Origin of the sequence: Bacillus sp. JNUCC-22 (assembly GCF_018861275.1) — a bacterium.
Lineage (GTDB): Bacteria > Bacillota > Bacilli > Bacillales > Bacillaceae > Bacillus > Bacillus velezensis.
Genome location: NZ_CP076408.1, coordinates 757,357 through 778,758, shown reverse-complemented (window position 1 = coordinate 778,758; position 21,402 = coordinate 757,357). Strand labels below are relative to the sequence as shown.

Genomic DNA, 21,402 nt, shown 5'->3' with positions numbered 1-21,402 from the left:
CCCAGATTAGTGTATCACGCTTTTGTCAGATGATAAACGATCGATTCATACGGACGGAGCGTCAATCGTTCCGGCCGCCCTTCCCTCGGTTCATCATTCGTCAGCAGCACCGTAAACCGCCAGCCGTCCGTGTCTTTAAGCGGAACCGTAAAGTCCGCTTCTTTCCCGTAGAAGTTGTTGATGCACAGCAGTTTTTCATCCTTGCCGTGTCTGACGTACGCCAGAACCGCCGGATCGTCTCCAGCAAGCAGCTCAAACGTTCCTTCAGTCACGATGTCATATTCCTTTCTGAGCTTGATGAGCTTCTGATAATGATAGAAAATTGAATCCGGGTCCCGCAAAGCCGCTTCCGCGTTAATGTCCCGATAATCATCCGCCGCCGGAATCCAAGGCGTGCCCGTCGTGAAACCGCCGTGCGGCCCGCTGTTCCACTGAATGGGGGTTCTTGCATTGTCTCTTGATTTCTCTTTTAAAATGGTGATAATGTCTTTTTCGGGCACGCCTTCTTCCTTCATCTTTTTGTAAATGTTCAATGATTCGACATCGCGGTATGAGCCGATGTCATCGAACTTCGGATTGCCCATGCCGATCTCCTCACCTTGATAAATGTAAGGCGTGCCCTGCATCATATGAATGGCCGCCGCCAGCATTTTGGCTGATTTCGTCCGGTACACGCCGTCGTCTCCGTATCTGGATACGGCCCGCGGCTGGTCATGGTTGCACCAGAATAATGCGTTCCAGCCTCCGCCTTTTTGCATCTCCGTCTGCCAAAACGCTAAAATCCGTTTCAGCTTCAGAAAATCAAACGGAGCGAGCGCCCATTTTTCACCATTCGGATAATCCACTTTTAAATGGTGAAAGTTAAAAGTCATATCGAGTTCTTTATTCTCAGGGTTTGTGTACCGGATGCAGTGGTCCGCCGTTGTCGAGGACATTTCACCGACCGTCATGCTGTCATATTTCGAAAACACTTCCCGGTTCATCTCATGGAGAAATTCGTGCACGCGCGGCCCGTCCGTATAATAAGGGCGCCCGTCACGCCCATCTTTGGCATCAGGAAACGATTGGTCTTTAGAAATGAGGTTGATCACATCCAGCCGGAAGCCGTCGATCCCTTTCCGGAACCAAAAATGCATCATGTCGTAAACCTGTTTTCTCATCTCTTCATTTTCCCAGTTCAAATCGGCCTGCGACACATCAAATAAATGCAGGTAGTGCTGGCCTGACGCCGGGTCGAGCTCCCAAGCGGAACCGCCGAATTTTGATTCCCAGTTGTTCGGCGCCCGGCCGTCTTCCTTTCCGTCTTTCCAAATGTAAAAATCCCGATACGGACTGTCGGGTGACGAGACCGCTTCTTTGAACCACCGATGCTCGACTGATGTATGGTTTACGACAAGATCCATGACGACCTTGATTCTTCTTTTGTGCGCTTCATCGACAAGGCGTTCAAAATCCTCCATCGTTCCGTATTCTTCATAAATGGTGCAATAATCGCGAATGTCATAACCGTTGTCATTCTGCGGCGAATCGTAAATCGGCGTAAGCCAAATGACATCAATCAAAAGCTTCTGCAAATAATCAAGCTTCTCGATAATACCGTTCAGATCACCGATCCCGTTTCCCGTCGTATCATTAAAGCTCTTCGGATAAATTTGATATACCGCTGCCTTTTTCCACCATGGTGTGCTGTCTGTTTTCATTTTTCTTCACCGCCTGTAATGTTTTGAATTGAAAGGGAAAAGGGACAGCCTGATAGAAGGCGCCCCGCAGGTTTTTTATTTTTGCCGTTTCAGCCGCGCATACCCGTATGTTCCCGCAAACGGGAGAATCAGCACGATCAGCATTCCGATCGCAAACGGACCCCAGTACCGGCTCATAATGGAGAAGATCCCCGGCACGCCGCCGACTCCGACCGAGCTTGCGAGAACGCCTTTGACGGAGATGAACATCCCCGCGATTCCCGAGCTGATCATGGCAATCACAAACGGAAATTTGTAACGCAGATTCACGCCGAAAATCGCCGGCTCGGTAATGCCCAAATATGCGGAAATGCCGGCCGTCAGTGAAAGCCCCCGCTGTTTTTTATCTTTTGTGATCAGCATCATGGCCAAAGCTGCCGACCCTTGAGCGATATTTGACAATGCGAGCATCGGCCATAAAAATGTGCCGCCGAGCTTTGATCCGATTAATTGAAGATCGACCGCGAGAAACGTATGGTGCATCCCCGTGATCACAAGCGCCGAATACAGCCCTCCGTACAGCAGGCCTCCGATGGCGGAGAATTGTCCGAAAACGGCAATCAATCCCGCCGTCAGCGCGTTACCGATCGCAAAGGTAATCGGACCGATGATGACAAAGGATAGAAAACCGATGACCAAAAGCGTCACCGGCGCGACGACCAACAGCTGAATGCCCTCCGGCGTCCGTTTCGTCAAAAAGAGCTCAAGCTTGGCAAGTAAATAAGACGCCAGCAGAATCGGGAGCACCTGACCTTGATATCCGACTTTCTGCACCTCAAGGCCGAACAGGTTCCACACCGGAATATCGCCGCTCTGCTCGGCGGCCCCGTAGCCCCATGCGTTTAACAGATCAGGATGCACCAGCATCAGCCCGAGCACGATACCCAAGAGCGGGCTTCCTCCGAACCGCTTCACTGCCGACCAGCCGATTAAAGCCGGCAGAAAAGCGAAGGCCGTCCCCGCGATCAGATTAATCATATTGGCGAGATCCGCCCATTGCGGATACACTTGGACAATCGATTTGGCGCTGTAGAAAATGCCTTCCGCCGTTAAGATGTTGTTCAGACCCATTAACAGCCCGGCCGTGACGATCGCCGGCAAGAGCGGAATAAAGATGTCCGCAAGCGTTTTCACAGCACGCTGTAAAGGATTCATTTTTTGCGCCGCCGCCTTCTTCACGTCATCCTTGGACGCTTCACCCATCCCCGTTTCCTTCACTAATTCCGCATATACTTTGTTGACCGTCCCCTGCCCGATCACGACTTGAAACTGCCCGTTTACCGCAAAAGATCCTTTGACAATGTCTATTGCATCAAGCATTTTTTGGTTTACTTTGGTTTCATCTATTAATGCAAACCGCAAACGCGTCACACAATGAGTCGCCGCCTCAATATTTTCGATTCCGCCGACAGCTTCAGCGATCTGCCGCGCAGCCCGGTTAAACTCACCCATGCCATCCCCTCCGTAACCGTTTTCATTTTGTCTTACAAACTTGTATATACATGTTTATGACTCTATTGTAATGATGTATATACATGTCGTCAATCTATTTTTATAGCGCTTTCATCACAAATATACTGCGAAAGACCCTGAAACAAAAAAAGCCCCGCCGGAACCGGGCCTTGACTTCTTGTTTATCGGGAACATGTCCGGGCGGAATTCACAACAGGAGCACAAAAAGCATACAGTACTGTACAACTAAGTTAAAGAGGTGTGAAGAGATGCCATCCACTGTTATCAACCTGTACTATTTGAAGATTAACAGTATTTCTGGCAACGGATCTATTACGATTGGGGAAGCGGCATACAACAGTCCCACCACAAATAACAAATCACAAGGACTGAACTCTTCATTCGGCGATACGTCACCTATAGAATCGATGATGGAGAACTTGTTAAATGATCCTGATGTCAACGACCAGACAGCCATCGGAACCGCAGATACCGCAAATATTACGCCGGTGCCGCCCATTATAGATTAAAGGGGTTTTTATGAATGCCTTACCAAATTAACGTCGTCAATATAAAAGTAAACGGAGCAACGCAAAACGGAAACGTCGATATCGGTCAGACCGTACAAAACAGCCACACCGCCAACAGCAAATTTGTCGGCGCGAACTTTTCTTTAGGGGATTTTTCGCCGGCCGCCGGATGTTTGAATTCGGGCCATCTTGACCCTGACGTGAGCGATCAGGATCAGATCGCCAACCCGTCAATGCCGATCGCAAATCAAATATAGGGAGGTTCTGCTGAAGTGGATATCGAAAAAATGAGAAAGTGGCTTGAGATTACGAACGAGCACAAGCCCAGCGACTTTTGGACCAATGTCCTGAAACGGAAATCTCCCGAAGATTTTTTCTCCTTACAAAAAAACACCCTGACTTATGATATTTATCAGGATGAACAGCACACATTCGTCATTGTGGAAATGCCCGGCGTTTACGAAGAAGAATTGACATTGAGGCTGCTGTCAAGAACACGGCTGCATATCAGAGGAAACATCACACCCCTTTTTCCAAAGAACATGGGCGTCTGCCAAAACCGGTATTACGGGGAAATCGATGAGACGATTGAGCTTCCTGAACCGGCTGAGCCCCACCTGTTACAGGCGCAGTGCGTAAACGGCCTGCTCCACATTTCCTATCCGCGCCTTATGGAGCACATTCCTTTTCAGAAAAAAATCTAAAGAGCCGGCTTACGGGCGGCCCAGCCGTCTGTACACTTTCTCCTTATAATGAGAAGATGCGGGTTTTGAGAACATGGCTTTCTCCTCCGTCAGTTTGTCGAGTCTGACTTGTTTTTCCGTCCGTTTGTTCCGCAAGTGATCCCGCTCCTGTTCATTGCGGCACTTGGCGATCAAATAATCGAGCGTCATCAGCTCTTTCTTCAGCGCGCCCTCATCCTCGGCGATCCCGGCATTTTTTAATATGCGGTAGCCCATTCTGAGCGACTCCGGAAGATGTGCGGCATCGTCTTTCGGCAGGGGCTTTCCCATTCCTTTGATGCCGGCGAACTCTCCATCCTTAATGGCGCGCTTGATTTTATCTTCAGCCACGATATGGGCAATATCCATCACTGTTCACCTCTTTTTTCAATAGAACCGGGTATGATTAAACGGAAACACAAAGCCCAGTTTGTGCCATTTATATGTTTTAAAGCTGTCATTCAACAGATCAACCCCCGTTGCGACAGCGTTTTTCGCCCTTTTTCCGATGAGCCTTTTCCACCTTTTCTATTTGCTGGTTTCATGGTATATTGATTACGTTCGTTTTTTCTATCGTTCCGTGTAAACCGTGATCGGAAAAAAGGAGTGTAACAATGAAAACATTTATAAAAGAAAGAGGACTTGCCTTCTTCTTGATAGCGGTCGTGTTATTGTGGGTGAAAACATATGTCGCTTATATTTTAAACTTTAACCTCGGCATAGACAACACGATCCAGAAAATATTGCTTTTTGTGAATCCGCTGAGCTCCAGCTTGTTCTTTCTTGGATTTGGGCTTCTTTTCAAGAAAAAATTACAGCAGACAGCCATTATTGTGATTCATTTTTTATTGTCTTTTTTGCTTTTTGCAAACATCGTCTATTATAGATTCTTTAATGATTTCATTACCATCCCGGTCATGATGCAGGCAAAGACAAACGGCGGCCAGCTCGGAGACAGCGCGTTCTCGTTAATGAGATGGACAGACGCCTTCTACTTCCTGGATACCGTCATTTTGATTATTTTGGCCCTTAAGATGAAAAAAACGGCTGAAAAACCGGCGAAGAAATCATTCAGAATCGTTTTGGCTTCCGCCGTGCTTGTGTTCCTGATCAACCTCGCCGTCGCGGAATCCGACCGTCCCGAGCTTTTGACACGCTCATTTGACCGAAATTATCTGGTGAAATACTTGGGCACGTACAACTTTACGATTTACGATGCCGTGCAGAATGTGAAATCAAACAGCCAGCGCGCGCTTGCCGATTCAAGCGATGTAACGGATGTGGAAAACTATATGAAGGCCAACTACGACGTGCCGAATAACGTCTACTTCGGAAAAGCCGAAGGAAAAAACGTCATCTACGTCTCATTAGAGTCTCTGCAATCCTTTATCATTGATTACAAAATTAACGGCAAGGAAGTGACGCCGTTTTTAAACAAACTGGCGCACGATAATCAAACATTCTACTTTGATAACTTTTTCCACCAAACGGGACAAGGTAAAACATCTGATGCGGAATTTATGATGGAGAACTCTCTGTACCCGCTTTCGCAAGGTTCGGTTTTCGTCAATAAAGCGCAAAACACGCTGCAGTCCGTTCCTGCGATCTTAAAAGGCAAAAAGTACACGTCTGCCGCTTTCCACGGAAATACGCAGACTTTCTGGAACCGTAACGAAATGTACAAATCGGAAGGCATCGATAAGTTTTTCGATTCCGCTTATTATGACATGAGCGAAGAAAATACGAAAAACTACGGCATGAAAGACAAACCGTATTTCAAAGAATCCATGCCGCTCTTAAAGAGCCTGCCGCAGCCGTTCTATACGAAGTTCATTACGCTGTCCAACCACTTCCCGTTCGGAATGGATAAAGAAGACACGGACTTCCCGGCGGGAGACTTTGGCGATTCAGTCGTCAATAATTACTTCCAGTCCGCGAACTATCTGGATGAATCAATTGAACAGTTCTTTCATGACCTGAAAAAAGACGGCCTGTACGATAAGTCGATTATCGTGATGTACGGAGACCACTACGGCATCTCCGAAAACCACAATAAAGCGATGGCGAAAGTGCTCGGCAAAGATGAGATCACTGAATACGACAATGCCCAGCTTCAGCGGGTGCCGCTCTTTATCCACGCTCCCGGCGTGAAAGGCGGCCGCAATCATAAATTTGCCGGTGAAGTCGATGTCGCGCCGACCGTTCTTCATCTGCTCGGCGTCGATACGAAAGATTATCTCATGTCAGGTTCTGATATCTTATCAAAAGAGCACAGAGAAGTCATTCCGTTCCGTAACGGAGACTTCATCTCGCCGAACTATACGAAAGTGTCCGGCAAGTATTACGATACGAAAACCGGAAGACTTTTAGATGATTCAGAAGTCGACAAAAAAGAAGACTCTCTCGTCAAGACTGAGCTTGAAATGTCTGATAAGATCATCAACGGCGATCTGCTTCGTTTCTATCAGCCGAAAGGCTTCAAGAAAGTGGATCCGTCACAATTCGATTATACGAAGCGTGAAGAATCCTCAGCAGACGATCAAAAAGAATAAACAAAAGCCAGATCATTGATATGATCTGGCTTTTTTATGTTCAGCTCCCGGCGGCGGCCATAGTGCGCTTTTGCAGGCTGTCGGAAAGAACTGAATAAGCGACGACTTTCTTTTTCTGCTGCTTGACGACATCTACATGATCTTCGTAGCTGTATACAAACACCGTCACATCTTTTTTTCCTTTTCTCGTCTTAATGACAAGCGGATCGGCTCCGTTTTGCGGATGAAGATAACGCTCTTCATCCCCTGGGTATATATAATGCCGTTCGATAAACACGGCTTCGTTAAAATCATCAATCACCCGGCGTTTGTCTTCGCCTTCCAGACGTTTTCCGCCGAGGGAAACGGCAGCGGACGCGTCACTGAGCTTTGAATGGGTTTCAAACTTGCGGAGGATCCATTCCACCGCTCCGGTAGGAAGGCATGTCAGCACAATCTTAATCAGGCTTATGACAACAATTGAAACAACTGCAATCCATGTCACCTTACATCATCTCCATACTTGTTCTACATGAATCTTAACATAGAAGAAAACGTTGTTTTTTGTACATTATGTGAAACTTGATATATGTTCAAAAAAAATCCGGATCACATAGGTGATCCGGATTTATCAAGTCTGCTTCTGATCGTCAAGGCGGACGGCTTCTCTCAGCTCTTCCGCGACAAATTCGACGTTCGGCCCGATAATGACCTGTGCCGTTTTATTCCCCGTTTTGATAACCCCTTTTGCTCCCGCTTTTTTAAGCGCCGCCTCATTAATGAGAGACGTATCCTGCACGGTCAGCCTGAGGCGGGTCGCACAGTGATCAATCGTTTCGAGGTTTTGCCTGCCGCCGAGCCCCTTGAGCATGGCATGTTCTTCGACGGAACCGGCCGTATCTTCACTAAGCACTTCTTCCTCTTCCTCATCATCTTCCCGTCCCGGCGTTTTCAAGTTTAACGTTTTGATGAGCATATAGAAGACGACAAAATAGATCACTGCATAACAAAGCCCGACAACGAGCAGCAAAAGCGGTTTTTCGGCAATGCCGTAGCTGAGGAGATAATCGATCGCCCCCGCCGAGAATGAAAAACCTGACCTGATTCCGAGAACATTCACGATAAATAAAGAGAACCCGGTTAATATAGCATGAACCCCGTATAAAAGCGGTGATAAAAACATAAATGCAAATTCAATCGGCTCTGTAATTCCGGTAATAAATGCCGTCAGCGCGAGACCGATCATCATCCCGGCCGTCGCTTTGCGCTTGCTTGGCTTAGCCGCGGCAATCATTGCCAGACATGCGGCAGGAAGCCCGAACATCATAATCGGGAAGAATCCCGTCATATAAGTTCCCGCCGTCGGATCCTTCGCAAAGAAGCGGGCCAGATCTCCCGTTTTTCCGTGAAAATCGCCAAATTGGAACCAAAAAATATTATTCAGCACATGATGAAGACCGAACGGAATCAAAAGCCGGTTAAAAATCCCGTAAATCCCGGCGCCGATTCCGCCAAGCCCGATCATCCATTCACCGAAGGAGGTAATCACCGACTGAATCGGCGGCCACACAAATCCGAAGATCCCCGCCAAAATAATGGTAATCAGCGCCGTTACAATCGGAACGAGCCTGCGCCCGCTGAAAAAACCGAGATATTCGGGCAGCTTCGTATCCTTAAAGCGATTATACGTGTATCCCGCAATTAACCCCGCGATAATTCCTCCGAAAACGGCCATATTATTTGTCGAATTGATTGATTTTACAGCCGCGTCCAGCATGATATAAGAAATTGCTCCCGACAGAGCGGCGGCCCCGTTGCTGTCTTTGGAAATCCCGATCGCGATTCCGATCGCGAAAATCAGCGGCAGATGATCAAATACCGCGGTTCCCGCCGCGTAAATGAACGGAATATTTAATAAGTCCTCTCTGCCGATGGCCAAAATAATACCAACGGCGGGCAGAACGGCAATCGGAAGCATAAATGATTTTCCGAGTTTTTGCAAAAATTGAAGCATTTTACCCATCCCCCTTCTTTTTTCTTAAATATACCACATAAGTTATCTAGTGATCTATACCAATTTTCCTTCATTTATTCACATAAGGCTTGTTGGTTTTCTATTTATAAACCAGTTGTGGTAAGCTTGAATCAGATGATTAAAAATAGAAAGCGGGAATGACAATGATTGTAACGAACGATCAAGAATTAGAAGGCCTTAAAAAAATCGGCAGAATCGTCGCGCTGGCGCGTGAAGAAATGAAGAAAAAAGCCGAGCCCGGCATGAGCACGAAAGATCTTGACCTGATCGGAAAGGCGGTGCTTGACGAGCACGGAGCCGCTTCCGCTCCGGAGAAGGAATACGATTTCCCGGGCGTGACATGTATCAGCGTAAATGACGAAGTCGCTCACGGCATTCCGAGCGCCTCTAAAATCTTAAAAGCCGGAGACCTTGTAAATATCGATATTTCGGCGGAGTTCGGCGGTTTTTATTCCGATACGGGAATTTCATTTGTACTCGGAGAAGGCGATGAACGTCTGCAAAAGCTTTGTAACTGCGCAGCATCCGCATTTCAGAAAGGATTGGATCAGGCAAAAGCCGGCAAACGCCAAAACCAGATCGGCAGAGCCGTCTACCATGAAGCCCGCTCCAACGGATTTACCGTCATTAAAACGCTGACGGGCCACGGAATCGGCAGAAACCTCCATGAAGCGCCGAACCACATCATGAATTACTACGATCCGTTTGATAACGCGCTGTTTAAAAACGGAACCGTGATCGCGCTTGAGCCGTTTATTTCCACGAAAGCGGAAACGATTGTTGAAGCGGGAGACGGCTGGACGTTTAAAACGCCGGATAAAAGCCTTGTCGCCCAAGTGGAACATACCATCGTGATCACAAAAGACAAACCGATTATTTTAACTGCATTGTAATGTTTCATCTCCCTTCCAAACAGGTATACAACAACTAACCCGAAGGAGGGAGACGCATGAAAAAAGATAAAGAAAAAATCAAAATCGAAAACGAAATACACGCCATGCACGGCGTAACGAAACAGCAGATTTTAGAGGATTTCGAGGAATTTAAGGCGTACCTTCACCAGAAAATTTCCGCCGGAAAAAAACTGGGTCTGGATGACAGCAAAATCATCAAAAGCGCCGCCATCCTCGGGGACTATCTCGCCAAACACGAGGAGCCCCGCAATGCGGAAGAAAAACTCTTACAAGAACTGTGGGACATTGCGGATGACAATGAAAAACAGCATTTGGCCCAGCTTCTCGTCAAACTTGCCGGACACTGATACAGTGCCCGGCTTTTTTATGCTCCGTTATAAGAGTTGTGCTACACTGGACATATGTCTGTGAAAGGAGCCATTTTTCAACATGTGGTTTATTATCTTCGGGTTTATTTTCTTTATTGAAAGCATCATTCTCACCGTTTACGGAGTGAAGAAAAAGAAGGGGATGCTGGTTTATTTCGGCGTCGTTTTCGGAATCATGACACTCGGAACGGTGCTGTTAAAATTAACCGGCCATTAAGCATGAAAAGACCGCCCTTTACATATATATGTAAGAAAGCTTTACATCTCTGAATCGAAAGTCTCAGTTTTTGCGTTATCCCTTTTCAGCGTCTTTTTATAGATGTTACAATGCCAAAAGTTTGGCAAAAACTGAAGAAACCTCCCCAGCGGGAGAACGGAGAAAGGAGTTTTCTGACATGCATTATGGCAGTAAAGGCTGGTATGTAGAAGAGTTAAAGAAAAAAGGAATTACCCACTATGAAGGAAGAAAGCTTCAAAGCTTCAAAAAGTACTTCCTTGCCAATCTGCTGGAAACAAAAAAACAAGCATAACGTAAATCAGCCGTGCTGTCAGTGCAGCACGGCTTTTTTTCTATACATTAGTGAGCCTGTCTCTTTTTTTAAGGAAGGACTCCCTCCAGCTTTCTGACAGCGCTTCTTCCCGCAGTATTTCTTCAATCGCTGACAGATTGCCGGAATCACGATATTTCACTTCATTCGCATACCAGACGGAAATGCTTTCTTTTCCTCTCGACAGACGCTTGAGGACGGGACGCGGATCGACATATCCTTCTTCAAGCACCCTGAAATAAAAGCCGGTAAATCCCGTCTGCTGTACACGGAGCACCATATCTTTGATGCCATATTTGAGCGCGAGTTTGACGCAGGGCTGGCGCGGCTGGCTTACTTGAACGACGGCTTCCCCCAGCTGAAAGACGTCTCCGATCCACACGTCTTGTTCGGCAAGTCCTTTGACCGTTACATTCTCCCCGAACGCGGCGGCGGGAAGTTTTCTCGCGAGCGTTGTTTCCCAATATGAATAATGCTCGGCGGGATACACGCACACCGCTTTATCGGGACCTCCGTGATGCTTCAGATCAGCCTGCCCGTCCCCGTCAAAATGGGTTTTATACAGCATGACGGGAGAATCTGCGGGCCGCTTTATGATGCCGGAATTGATTTGTCTGCCGGCAAATTCATGAATTGCGGGCTTTCCGAGATTGATAGATAAGACAGAATAGTCTTGCGTCACCTCGTTCACATCCTTTGCGAAATCTCATATCTTTCCTTTATCATAGTAAGAAAAAGGTGGTTTTTCCATGCTTCAATATCATATGATTGCAGACGGCCGGGTTCAGGGCGTAGGTTTTCGCTACTTCGTCCAGATGGAAGCCGACAGACATAAGGTAGCCGGCTGGGTAAAAAACCGTGATGACGGCCGGGTGGAAATCCTTGCCGAAGGTCCTGAAGAGTCGTTAAAACAATTTGCCGAAGCAGTCAGAAAAGGCAGCCCCTTCTCAAATGTCACCGGCATAACCATCGAAGAATCACACCGTCTGAAAGGGTACCGCACTTTTACCATCAGTTACTGATAAGGCTTGTCCTGATAATAATAATTCGGCTTCACAATCGTATTGTCATATGATTTATGGAAAATGTGGGTGGAAGCCGGCGAGATCGGCGGAATCAGCCAGGTCCAGTCGCCCGTCAGCTTTCTGCCCGCGTCTTGTTCCTGTTCTTCAAAGCGCTTAAATTGATTCGCCGCCGTATGGTGATCGACAATGCTGACACCGTGTTTTTTGTATGAATAGAGCACTGCCTTATTCAGTTCCACCAGCACCTGATCTTTCCACAGGTCGGTATTCAGGCTGGCGGAAATCCCCATAACCGAAGCGGCTTTTTTGAGCATATCATACCGTTTTTCGTCAGCAAGGTTCCTTGCGCCGATTTCGGTTCCCATATACCATCCGTTAAAAGGCGCCGCGTTGTACGACAGCCCGCCGATTTCAAGCCTCATATCGGCGATAATCGGAACCCCGTACCATCTGAGATTTAAATCGGCAAACTCTTCAATATCCGGATGGGTGATCGGCACTTCTTTCACGAGCGTCTGAGGCAGGTCATACCAGACCGGCTGCCCGTCCCCTTTCATCCGGAAAAGCAGCGGCAGAATATCAAAATCGGTCCGCTTCCCGCGCCAGCCGAGTTTTTCGCAGACAGCCGTCAGCTCATATGATGCCGGATCACCGACTCTTCCTTTTTCAGTCTCATATCCCGCATAGCGGATGAGCTGGTGATTCCAGATCTCCACTTGTTTTTCCCCATTCTTCTCAGGAGGGAAAATCGTAATCGTCGGTTTAATTTTTCCGCCGTTCGTGGCGATTTCAATATGTTCAAATAATGCGTCGCGCACCTCTTCTTTCGTTTTCACACCGCGCCGGTCAATGACGTTCAGCGATTGCCAGAACAGACGCCCGATACAGCGGTTGCTGTTGCGCCACGCCATTTTCGCCCCGTGTTCAAGCTCTTCCGCCGTATGGACGTAACTCCCCGTCCGATCTATCTCATCTTTTATCGCGTGCAGACGCGCGTTGATTTGCGATTCCATTCCGAGTTCCTGATAGCAGACATCAATAAAATCCTTCGCCTCATCCCAAAGTATTTCCGTATGTTTCAAAAAACTCTCTCCTTCAATTTACATCTGTTTCCCATTGTATCGTTTTTAGGTGTGAACACAATGGTTTTTTTGTATCATACTGGAAACTGCAAAGAAAAAACACCTGTGATGTTCGCAGGTGTTTTACAAAACGGAATGCAGTTTTTCAGCCAGTGTAAGCAAATCCTCACGGTAGTTTTTTCCCGTCATCGGAATTCCGTGACCCGTCAAAAGCGCTTCCGGCTCCAGTTCGGCCAATTTCTCAACGGATGCGGCCGCCGTCTGCGTATCCGCTGTAAAATAGGCGGGCGGCCCGTGAAGCTCTTGCTTTTGAATGACAACGTCCGCAAGCGATTCCTGTTCCACAGTGATCACGGCATCACCGGCAAGCAGAACGCGGTCTTTATCCCGGAATAATGAAATATGGCCGGGGGTGTGACCGGGCGTATGCACCCATTTCCATTCTTCAAGAAACGGAACGGTACCGTCTGAAGGCAGTGCCTGAACGGACGGAATGCGGATCGTATGGCGCGGAAACAGCGGTGACAGCTTTGCGACAAGCCCTTTTTTCGCATCGGGCCTGGCAGGCGGATAATCCGCTTTCCCCGTGACGTACGGGAGCTCCTTTTCATGAATGTAAACCGGCACATCCCAAAGCTCAAGCAGCTCTTCAATCGCACCGACATGATCAAAATGACCGTGTGTCAAAATGACCGCCTTCAGCTGATACCCCTCTTTAAACCGGCGTTTCATTTCTTCTGTTATCATCTCCGCCGATTGCGGCATTCCCGCGTCAACCAGAATGATTTCCCGCGGAGCTGAGGGATTTTCGATAAAGTAAACATTCGCAATCTGCACGGTCAGTCCGTAAACGCCGTCCGCCGCTTTAAAACCGGCCCCGCTTCTCACTGAAAAAAGCGGCATAAACGGATCACTCATCATGGCACCTCCTCTGATGCCTTTAGTGTGCGACGAACCGGGTGTTTTATGTTAAAAAATCGTGATTGCGCCGATGATGAGCGCAAAGGCCGTCATGACGATAACGGCAAGCACCGCCCATTTCATCGCAAATTTCTGGTGTTCATCAATCGTGACCCCGGCAAGCCCGACTAATAAATGCGTCGACGGCACGAGCGGGCTTAACATATGAATCGGCTGGCCGATGATCGAAGCGCGGGCGATTTCCACCTTATCTACACCGTACGCCACGGCGGTCTCGGACAAAATGGGCAGAACGCCGTAAAAATAGGCGTCATTGGGCATCAGAAACGTAAAGATACCGCTCGTTAAGGCAACAATCGCCGGAATAAATCCCCCCATCTGTTCCGGAATAAGCGATACGAGGGAAATGGCCATCTCATCAACCATCTTCGTCCCCGTTAAAATTCCGGTAAACACGCCTGCGGCAAAAATCATCGAACCGATCGCAAGCACATTGCTCGAATGGGCTGAAATACGCTCCCTTTGATCGTTAAGCTTCGGATAGTTGACAATCAGCGCGATACAAAACGCAATGATGAACAGCACGGTTAAATTCACTTTTCCTGACACTAAAAATCCCACTAAAGAAAGCGTTAACAACAAATTGAACCACCACAGTTTCGGCCGCCTCCATTCATCTTCCGCAGACGCAGCCGTTTCATTTGTATGGGACGGCTGCTTTAATTCGATCACCCCGAGCCGTTTCCTTTCCATCCTTCCGAGTACATAAGCGACCACAATCATACACACCATTCCGCTGGCAATGACAGGCAGCATCGGCCCCGTCAGCTCTGCCGGGTCAACGCCGAGCGCACTCGCCGCACGCGGCGTCGCGCCGCCCCATGGTATCGTGTTCATGATACCCATGCCGACACCGGCGATTCCCGCTAAAATAATCGGACGGATTCCGAGCATGATATACAAAGGCAGCATTGCGCTTGTCGTAATCATATACGTCGTCGAGCCGTCTCCGTCCAGTGCGACAAGCATGGTTAAAACGGCTGTTCCGACTACAATTTTGAGCGGGTCGCCTTTAACCAGCTTTAAAATACGCGACACCATCGGATCAAATAAACCGGTATCAATCATAATGCCGAAATAAAGAATCGCAAACATAATCATGACTGCAATCGGCGCCACCTGTTCAATCCCGGAAATCATCATCTCGCCGACCCGGTTAAAAGAAAACCCGGCAAACAGCGCAAACACGATCGGCGTTAATACGAGCGCCGTTAACACTGAAAGCCGTTTTGTCATAATCAGTACCATAAAAACAAGCATCATAAGAAAGCCTAAGATTGCTAACACAGTATGTCCCCCTTATCATGAATACGCTTACATTTTAAAGGCCCGATCCCCTTTATCCGCCTTTTTGCTATCTTATGAGAATTGGATATTGAAGTAAATATTTTGGATTTTAAAGATTTTTAATTTTTTATAACCTTTTCGTTCATTTTGTTCATTTATAAATAAAAAGCCTCCCGCAAATATGCGGAAGGCTTATTTTTCGCTGCTCATCATCTCTTTATAAAACTCGGTCTGCTCTTCTAAAAAGCGTTTTGCGCCGCTGCTGTTTTTATAAAAGCTCTCCCAATCCCGTTTTTTCAACATTTGCTTCCACTCCGCGGATGAGGTAATCTGTTTCAAAGCCTGATCCCAATAGGCGATCTCGCCTTCGGTCATGTCTTTCGGCCCCATGATGCCTCTCCAGTGCGCAAAGACAAACGGCACCCCCTGCTCTTTCCATGTCGGCACATCGCTGAAGCCGGAGAGCCTTTTGTCCGACGTAACGGCCGCCAATGTGATTTTCCCTTTCCGATAGGCGTCTCTCGCTTCTGAAATGGTCATTGAAGCGGCGTCTATCTCGTGGCTGATAAGAGCTTCAATGACTTCATTGCTGCTCCCGTATTGAAAAAAGCGGATATCAAACGGAGAAATTTCGGCCATTTCCGCCGCTCTCGCAAAGGAGAGCTGGTCATCATTTCCGAGGCCGGGCGCAAATCCGATTTTTATGCCGCCCGGATGTGCTTTAATATCGCCGAGCAGCTGCTTTCCGCTTTTTATCTTTGAATCCTTCGGAAGAGCGACGGTCTGCCACTCTTTTGCGATAATGGCCAAAGGCGTAAAATCAGCTGCCTTCAGCCGGCTTTGTCCCAAAATTTCATTGCTTAACAGCAGGCTTGAATTCATACTGATGACATCCGTTTTTCGTTCGTTTACATATTTCCAGCCGCTGTCTCCGCCTCCGCCGGGTTTATAGACGATCTTTACGGGCCGGCCTAATATTTGCTTCCGCTCTATTACCGATTGCAAAGCTTTTGCCGTTACGTCCCAGCCCCCTTGAGGCGCTGCCGGGACGACAATTTCAACCGGCCCTTCGGCTGAACGGATGCCCGCCATCTGCCGTCCGTCAAAAGAAACCAGCGCCGCCAGCATGACAAGAAGCACTCCCAACCGCTTCATTTCTCCCATCCCTTATTCATGTGCTAAATAATATTTCCGTTCCGGCCTGCCGATAATGCCGTACTCTAATTCAGCGAGCGCTTCTTCCTGAGAAACGAGAAACTCGGCGTAGCGCCGCGCCGTTGTTCTGGAGGCGCCCATTTTTTCGCCCAGTTCTTCGGCCGTCATCCCTTTTTGGGCTTCCCTGAGCGCGTTTTTGATTTTTTGAAGTGTAATCGAATTAATCCCGGTCGGCAGATCATTGAGCTGTTTTTGTTCTTTCTGACCGCTTCCGAAAAACATGTCGATAACGGACTGGCTCAGCTCCGGCTGTGAGTGCAGCCATTCTCTTTTTTCCCGGTACTGCAAAAGCACTTCTGTAAATTTATGTGCCGACACCGGCTTTATAACATAGTGGGAAACGCCTGACCTGAGCGCTTCCTGCAGCAGTCTTGTTTCGGCAGAAGCCGTAATAATGATGATATCAACGGAAGGAAAACGGCCTCGGATAAGGGGAAGCAGATCTGTTCCCAGCTCATCCGGCATATAAATATCCAAAAGCAGCAGATCAGGCTGCCGTTTCTCAAGCAGCGATATGGTGTCTTTGGCATTGATTGCTTTACCGATGACATTGAATCCATCCAGATGTTCGATAAATTTTTCGTGAATTTGCGCTATTCGAAAGTCGTCCTCTGCAATCGCGATGTTAATCACACCGATTCCCCCTTTGGCGTTTCTTTCGGTATAAACACCGTAAATACGGCACCGCCGCTCTTTTGCTGCGAAATCTCTATCGATCCCTGCAATTCACTGGCGGCTTCTTTCAGATTGGCTAAGCCGTATCCTCTCCTCGTCCCCTTTGAAGAGTAGCCCTTTTCAAATATGGTTTCTGTTTTTTCCTGAGGCACGCCGTCTCCTGAATCCGCCACTTCGATGACGATATCCCTGCCGATATCGGTCATAAAAAAGGCGACCTCTTTTTTCTCTTTTTCGGCGACGGCTTCGAAAGCGTTATCAATAAGATTTCCGATGATCGTAATGAGCTGAGATGAACCCACATGCTCCGGCAGCGATTCTAAAAAGCTGTTTTCATCTATTGAAAGCTTCACTTTCTTCTCAGACGCCTTTCCCATTTTTCCTAATAGTATGGCCTGAACCCGCTGTGAATGAATGTTTTGAAAGAGGATTTCGTGCTGTTCATTCTGGATGGCGTACTCTTCTTTTATCAGTTCAATGGCTTCATTATATTCTCCCAGCTCTAACAGACCGAGTATCGCGTAAAGCTTATTCGAGAATTCATGCGTTTGCGCCCGGAGATCCTCCGAGTATTTTTTCATTTCAGTCAGCTTGTTAATCAGTTTCTTGAGCTCTGTTTTCTCCCGGAAGCTGATCACCGCTCCGTATACTTGTCCGGTCTGCTTCATTTCTTTCACGTTTAAGATAAATACTTTATTTCCGGCACGCACCTCCACGTTCGGCGGTAATTCTCCCCCTGCCAACACCGGCATGAGATTTGCGCCCGGCATGATTTCTTTTATATGCCTTCCGATCATCGGTTCCGGCAGATTCAGCATATCAGCCGCAGATAAATTCATCATGGTTACCGCGCCTTCTTTGTTTACGGCGATAATCCCTTCTTTAATCGCAAGGAGCATCGCATTGCGCTCCCTGTACAGCGCTGCAATTTCATGCGGTTCAAGGCCGAGTGTATCTTTACGGATGCTTTTTGCGAGCGCCGCCGCTCCCCCGATGCCGATAAGAAACACCAAACATGCAAAATAGCCTAAATGCCGCAGATGCGCTTTCATATCTTTTTCTATCTCATCTTGTAAAAACTCGACTGTCACCGTTCCGACGACTTCGTTATGATTTTTTTCCTCCAAAATAACCGGGGCGCTCCCCCGGACAGCCTTCATTCCGTCGGAAACCGGTGACCCGCCGAACATGATGGTTTTATTTTGCAGATTTTGATTTTCTTTCGGAATACTGCTTCGGGCCGAATGAAATGCAACATGCCCTTTTTGATCAGTGATGTAGACGGCGTGCGCGCCTGCCTGTTCTTTCATTTGTTCAATGACATCTAACTTTGTAAAAGCCTCTTGATCCGCAAGCCGGAACGCCTCTTTTACAGGAGGCATGTATGAAATGGTTTTTGCCGTTTGCACCGCCAGCTGTTCAGCCTGCTTCTGCCCTTCCTTTAATTGCTGAAAGGCAAATATAACCGTGAGCGTTCCGATGACAAGTATTAATAAAGCCGTAATTAATCCGGCGATTTTCATTTGCAGAGAGACATAAAACCGCTTCGCTTCCAACACAGCACCAGCCGTCCTTTCCTCCTAAAATCATACCATTTTTTAAATCTTCATTTCTCATTTTTGAGAATTTTCGTGATCTTTTTCTCTTGTGGCTTACCAAAAAGGTGATGATAGATATATATTTACTTTTACACAATTGATATAACACATAAAAAAGACTGACCGAAGTCAGTCTGGCAATCTATCAGGAAATCGTAACTCCCGCGCTTGCATATCCCGCCACTGTATTAATAAGCGAAAGGCCTGTCGCAGTGGCGGAGAATACCATTAACAGCCGGGTTTGAGGAGTTACCGCAATGTTCAGCCCTGTCGTGATTCCGTTGCTGATGCTGCCGATTGACAATATGCCGGTGAGGGGAGGAGCTAAAGTGACGGATGCTCCGGGGATCGGCGTGAACGTATTGTTCGGCACTGTGGAACTGTATAATTGTGCGGTTATCGTAACAGTCGAGCCGACAAGCGACAATGCTGCGGTTGTACTGAAATAAGCGGCAATTGATGTAATGGTTCCGCTTCTCGGAGCAGAAAAAGCAAAGTTCAGCAGAGTTCCTCCGGCTCCTGTAAGATCAATTGCGCCTCCCCCTCCGACATTGACGCCCGTCACAGAATTGCCGAACCCGACAAGGCTCACCGTTCCGATTAATCCGCCGGCAATGGTCGTCACGGCAGTTGGGAGACCTGAAGCAAAAGGAATGATTGCGCCTGCTCCTGTTGCGCCGGTTATTCCGGTTGTTCCCGTTACCCCAGTTGCACCTGTGGCTCCCGTTACTCCGGTTGCACCCGTTATTCCGGTAGATCCAGTATCTCCGGTTGCTCCGGTCGAGCCTGTTACTCCGGTCGCTCCTGTTACTCCGGTGGCTCCTGTTACTCCAGTTGATCCCGTTACTCCGGTTACTCCGGTTACTCCTGTTACTCCGGTCGCTCCGGTTACTCCGGTTACTCCGGTGGCTCCCGTTATTCCTGTCGCTCCTGTTGCTCCGGTTATTCCAGTGGCTCCGGTGATCCCGGTTGCTCCTGTTGCTCCGGTTACTCCGGTTGCTCCAGTTACTCCCGTGGCTCCCGTTACCCCGGTGGCTCCGGTTGCTCCTGTTGCCCCGGTGGCGCCGGTGAGCCCGGTTACTCCCGTTATCCCGGTTGCTCCGGTTACTCCTGTTGCCCCGGTGGCTCCCGTTATCCCAGCTGCGCCGGTTACTCCGGTTGAGCCTGTTACTCCCGTTGCTCCCGTTATTCCGGTCGATCCAGTAGCTCCGGTTACCCCGGTTGCTCCTGTTACTCCCGTTCCCCCGGTTGCTCCGGTTATTCCGGTGGCGCCGGTTACTCCGGTTGAGCCTGTTACTCCGGTTGTTCCCGTTACTCCAGTTGCGCCGGTTGCTCCCGTTATCCCAGTGGCTCCCGTATCCCCGGTTACCCCCGTTGCTCCGGTTGCTCCCGTTATCCCAGTGGCTCCCGTATCCCCGGTTACCCCCGTTACTCCTGTTGAGCCTGTTACTCCGGTGGCGCCTGTTACCCCGGTGGCGCCTGTTACCCCGGTGGCGCCCGTTATTCCGGTCGCTCCTGTTACTCCCGTTACCCCGGTGGCCCCGGTAATCCCGGTTGCTCCAGTTACTCCAGTATCCCCGGTTACACCGGTAGCACCTGTTACTCCGGTGAGCCCGGTTGCTCCTGTTAACCCTGTTGCTCCCGTTACACCAGTGGCTCCTGTTACTCCGGTTGAGCCGGTTACTCCGGTTGCTCCCGTTACCCCGGTCGCTCCAGTATCTCCGGTTACTCCGGTCGCTCCCATTATTCCAGTTGCGCCGGTTACTCCGGTCGCTCCCGTTATCCCAGTTGCGCCGGTTACTCCGGTCGCTCCCGTTATCCCAGTTGCGCCGGTTACTCCGGTTGCTCCTAATACCCCAGTTGCCCCCGTTACCCCGGTGGCGCCGGTGATCCCAGTTGCGCCGGTTACTCCGGTTGTTCCCGTTACCCCAGTTGCACCTGTTACTCCGGTCGCTCCGGTTACTCCAGTGGCGCCGGTTACTCCGGTTGCTCCAGTATCCCCGGTCGCTCCCGTTACCCCGGTGGCACCGGTTATTCCAGTCGCGCCGGTTGCTCCGGTCGAGCCTGTTACTCCCGTTGCTCCCGTTACTCCCGTGGCGCCGGTTGCTCCAGTCGCGCCGGGATCTCCAGTGACGCCGGTTACCCCAGTCGCTCCGGTATTCCCGGTCGAGCCCGTTGCTCCAGTGAATCCCGTTGCTCCAGTAAACCCCGTTGCTCCAGTCAGCCCTGTTGCTCCGGTCAGCCCCGTTGCTCCGGTCAGCCCCGTTGCTCCGGTCAGCCCCGTTGCTCCGGTGAATCCTCTTACATGAAAATGATTTGGATGACAGCATGGACACCATCTTTCATGACAGCAAGAAGTTTTGCAACAGAATTCTTCACAGCAATGGGCCCGATTTTGATAACTGCGCCTTTGATTTCTTCTTTTATGTTGAAAATGACAGCAACACTCATTACTATTCCGGCAGTCGTAATCCCAAGAGTCGTATCTGTTATACCAAGTATCTCCTTTTCTCATTACACCACCTCTATTTGCATAATATTTCCACAAGAAAAAAAGGTGTGGCAAAATCCCACTTCTATTGGGCAAATTTTTAAATGTTCTTTAAGGCTGCATCATGCAGCATTTACAGAAAAAAAGACCTAACTTTGCATAAGTCAGGTCTTTCATCTTTAAAATATCAGACTGCTGTTGTCATTAGG

The 21,402-nt window shown here is 48.7% G+C and carries 22 protein-coding genes; 9 read left to right on the top strand and 13 right to left on the bottom strand.

What is annotated here, in order from left to right; genetic code table 11:
- Nucleotides 1-14 precede the first annotated feature (14 nt).
- Nucleotides 15-1,700, bottom strand: coding sequence for an alpha,alpha-phosphotrehalase (gene treC / locus JNUCC22_RS03955; RefSeq protein WP_216062146.1), 1,686 nt, complete (start codon nucleotides 1,698-1,700; stop codon nucleotides 15-17).
- A 75-nt stretch (nucleotides 1,701-1,775) separates the two neighbouring features.
- Nucleotides 1,776-3,191 (bottom strand): PTS system trehalose-specific EIIBC component, encoded by a 1,416-nt coding sequence (treP, locus tag JNUCC22_RS03950; protein WP_106080362.1) that lies wholly within the window; start codon nucleotides 3,189-3,191, stop codon nucleotides 1,776-1,778.
- A gap of 269 nt (nucleotides 3,192-3,460) precedes the next feature.
- Here treP and JNUCC22_RS03945 point away from each other — a divergent pair, with 269 nt between their 5' ends.
- The 3 genes from JNUCC22_RS03945 to JNUCC22_RS03935 are packed head-to-tail and all read left to right on the top strand — an operon-like array spanning nucleotide 3,461 to nucleotide 4,425.
- Nucleotides 3,461-3,721 (top strand): spore germination protein, encoded by a 261-nt coding sequence (locus JNUCC22_RS03945; RefSeq protein WP_007408496.1) that lies wholly within the window; start codon nucleotides 3,461-3,463, stop codon nucleotides 3,719-3,721.
- Nucleotides 3,722-3,735: 14 nt separating this feature from the next.
- The gene (locus JNUCC22_RS03940; RefSeq protein ID WP_003155595.1) at nucleotides 3,736-3,978 is read left to right on the top strand and encodes a spore germination protein; all 243 of its coding nucleotides are present in this window, start codon (nucleotides 3,736-3,738) and stop codon (nucleotides 3,976-3,978) included.
- A gap of 15 nt (nucleotides 3,979-3,993) precedes the next feature.
- Entirely contained in the window at nucleotides 3,994-4,425 is a 432-nt protein-coding gene (locus JNUCC22_RS03935; protein ID WP_003155596.1) for an Hsp20/alpha crystallin family protein, read from the top strand.
- A 9-nt stretch (nucleotides 4,426-4,434) separates the two neighbouring features.
- Here JNUCC22_RS03935 and JNUCC22_RS03930 read toward each other — a convergent pair whose 3' ends face one another.
- A complete protein-coding gene (locus JNUCC22_RS03930) occupies nucleotides 4,435-4,812 on the bottom strand; it encodes a DnaJ family domain-containing protein (RefSeq protein WP_007610033.1) in 378 nt (125 codons plus the stop codon).
- A gap of 245 nt (nucleotides 4,813-5,057) precedes the next feature.
- On the opposite strand from JNUCC22_RS03930, the gene JNUCC22_RS03925 reads away from it, so the two are divergent.
- On the top strand, nucleotides 5,058-6,995 hold the full coding sequence (locus JNUCC22_RS03925; RefSeq protein WP_216062145.1) for a lipoteichoic acid synthase: 1,938 nt from the start codon (nucleotides 5,058-5,060) through the stop codon (nucleotides 6,993-6,995).
- A gap of 40 nt (nucleotides 6,996-7,035) precedes the next feature.
- On the opposite strand, the gene JNUCC22_RS03920 is transcribed toward JNUCC22_RS03925, so the two are convergent.
- Both JNUCC22_RS03920 and nagE read right to left on the bottom strand, forming a co-directional pair.
- Nucleotides 7,036-7,479, bottom strand: coding sequence for a YfmQ family protein (locus JNUCC22_RS03920; protein ID WP_174738241.1), 444 nt, complete (start codon nucleotides 7,477-7,479; stop codon nucleotides 7,036-7,038).
- Nucleotides 7,480-7,605: 126 nt separating this feature from the next.
- Entirely contained in the window at nucleotides 7,606-8,988 is a 1,383-nt protein-coding gene (gene nagE / locus JNUCC22_RS03915; protein ID WP_012117066.1) for an N-acetylglucosamine-specific PTS transporter subunit IIBC, read from the bottom strand.
- Between the two features lie 164 nt (nucleotides 8,989-9,152).
- On the opposite strand from nagE, the gene map reads away from it, so the two are divergent.
- The 4 genes from map (at nucleotide 9,153) to JNUCC22_RS03895 (ending at nucleotide 10,821) form a co-directional block, all read left to right on the top strand.
- Entirely contained in the window at nucleotides 9,153-9,902 is a 750-nt protein-coding gene (gene map / locus JNUCC22_RS03910) for a type I methionyl aminopeptidase (protein WP_007408490.1), read from the top strand.
- 56 nt (nucleotides 9,903-9,958) lie between these two features.
- On the top strand, nucleotides 9,959-10,270 hold the full coding sequence (locus tag JNUCC22_RS03905; RefSeq protein WP_003155607.1) for a DUF3243 domain-containing protein: 312 nt from the start codon (nucleotides 9,959-9,961) through the stop codon (nucleotides 10,268-10,270).
- An 82-nt stretch (nucleotides 10,271-10,352) separates the two neighbouring features.
- Nucleotides 10,353-10,508 (top strand): hypothetical protein, encoded by a 156-nt coding sequence (locus JNUCC22_RS03900; RefSeq protein ID WP_007610027.1) that lies wholly within the window; start codon nucleotides 10,353-10,355, stop codon nucleotides 10,506-10,508.
- Between the two features lie 178 nt (nucleotides 10,509-10,686).
- Nucleotides 10,687-10,821, top strand: a complete 135-nt coding sequence (locus tag JNUCC22_RS03895; RefSeq protein WP_003155609.1) for a YflJ family protein — start codon at nucleotides 10,687-10,689, stop codon at nucleotides 10,819-10,821.
- A gap of 40 nt (nucleotides 10,822-10,861) precedes the next feature.
- Here the strand turns inward: JNUCC22_RS03895 and JNUCC22_RS03890 are convergent, their stop codons facing one another.
- Nucleotides 10,862-11,521 (bottom strand): MOSC domain-containing protein, encoded by a 660-nt coding sequence (locus tag JNUCC22_RS03890; protein WP_015239385.1) that lies wholly within the window; start codon nucleotides 11,519-11,521, stop codon nucleotides 10,862-10,864.
- Between the two features lie 67 nt (nucleotides 11,522-11,588).
- Here JNUCC22_RS03890 and JNUCC22_RS03885 point away from each other — a divergent pair, with 67 nt between their 5' ends.
- Complete coding sequence (locus JNUCC22_RS03885) at nucleotides 11,589-11,861, top strand: acylphosphatase (protein WP_025284412.1); 273 nt, start codon at nucleotides 11,589-11,591, stop codon at nucleotides 11,859-11,861.
- Here the strand turns inward: JNUCC22_RS03885 and nosA are convergent.
- From nosA to JNUCC22_RS03850, 7 genes are all read right to left on the bottom strand, one after another.
- Nucleotides 11,855-12,946: a nitric oxide synthase gene (nosA, locus tag JNUCC22_RS03880; protein ID WP_216062144.1), complete on the bottom strand. Its 1,092-nt coding sequence runs from the start codon at nucleotides 12,944-12,946 to the stop codon at nucleotides 11,855-11,857. The genes JNUCC22_RS03885 and nosA overlap by 7 nt on opposite strands.
- Before the next feature lie 123 nt (nucleotides 12,947-13,069).
- On the bottom strand, nucleotides 13,070-13,864 hold the full coding sequence (locus JNUCC22_RS03875; RefSeq protein WP_032867806.1) for an MBL fold metallo-hydrolase: 795 nt from the start codon (nucleotides 13,862-13,864) through the stop codon (nucleotides 13,070-13,072).
- 51 nt (nucleotides 13,865-13,915) lie between these two features.
- Nucleotides 13,916-15,214: an Mg(2+)/citrate complex secondary transporter CitM gene (locus tag JNUCC22_RS03870; protein ID WP_150941060.1), complete on the bottom strand. Its 1,299-nt coding sequence runs from the start codon at nucleotides 15,212-15,214 to the stop codon at nucleotides 13,916-13,918.
- A gap of 192 nt (nucleotides 15,215-15,406) precedes the next feature.
- Complete coding sequence (locus tag JNUCC22_RS03865; protein WP_076425491.1) at nucleotides 15,407-16,369, bottom strand: tripartite tricarboxylate transporter substrate binding protein; 963 nt, start codon at nucleotides 16,367-16,369, stop codon at nucleotides 15,407-15,409.
- A 12-nt stretch (nucleotides 16,370-16,381) separates the two neighbouring features.
- Entirely contained in the window at nucleotides 16,382-17,062 is a 681-nt protein-coding gene (locus JNUCC22_RS03860; RefSeq protein WP_012117060.1) for a response regulator, read from the bottom strand.
- Entirely contained in the window at nucleotides 17,059-18,663 is a 1,605-nt protein-coding gene (locus JNUCC22_RS03855; RefSeq protein WP_216062143.1) for a sensor histidine kinase, read from the bottom strand. The genes JNUCC22_RS03860 and JNUCC22_RS03855 overlap by 4 nt, the downstream gene beginning before the upstream one ends.
- Nucleotides 18,664-18,847: 184 nt before the next feature.
- Entirely contained in the window at nucleotides 18,848-21,217 is a 2,370-nt protein-coding gene (locus tag JNUCC22_RS03850) for an exosporium glycoprotein BclB-related protein (RefSeq protein WP_252729723.1), read from the bottom strand.
- Nucleotides 21,218-21,402 lie beyond the last annotated feature (185 nt).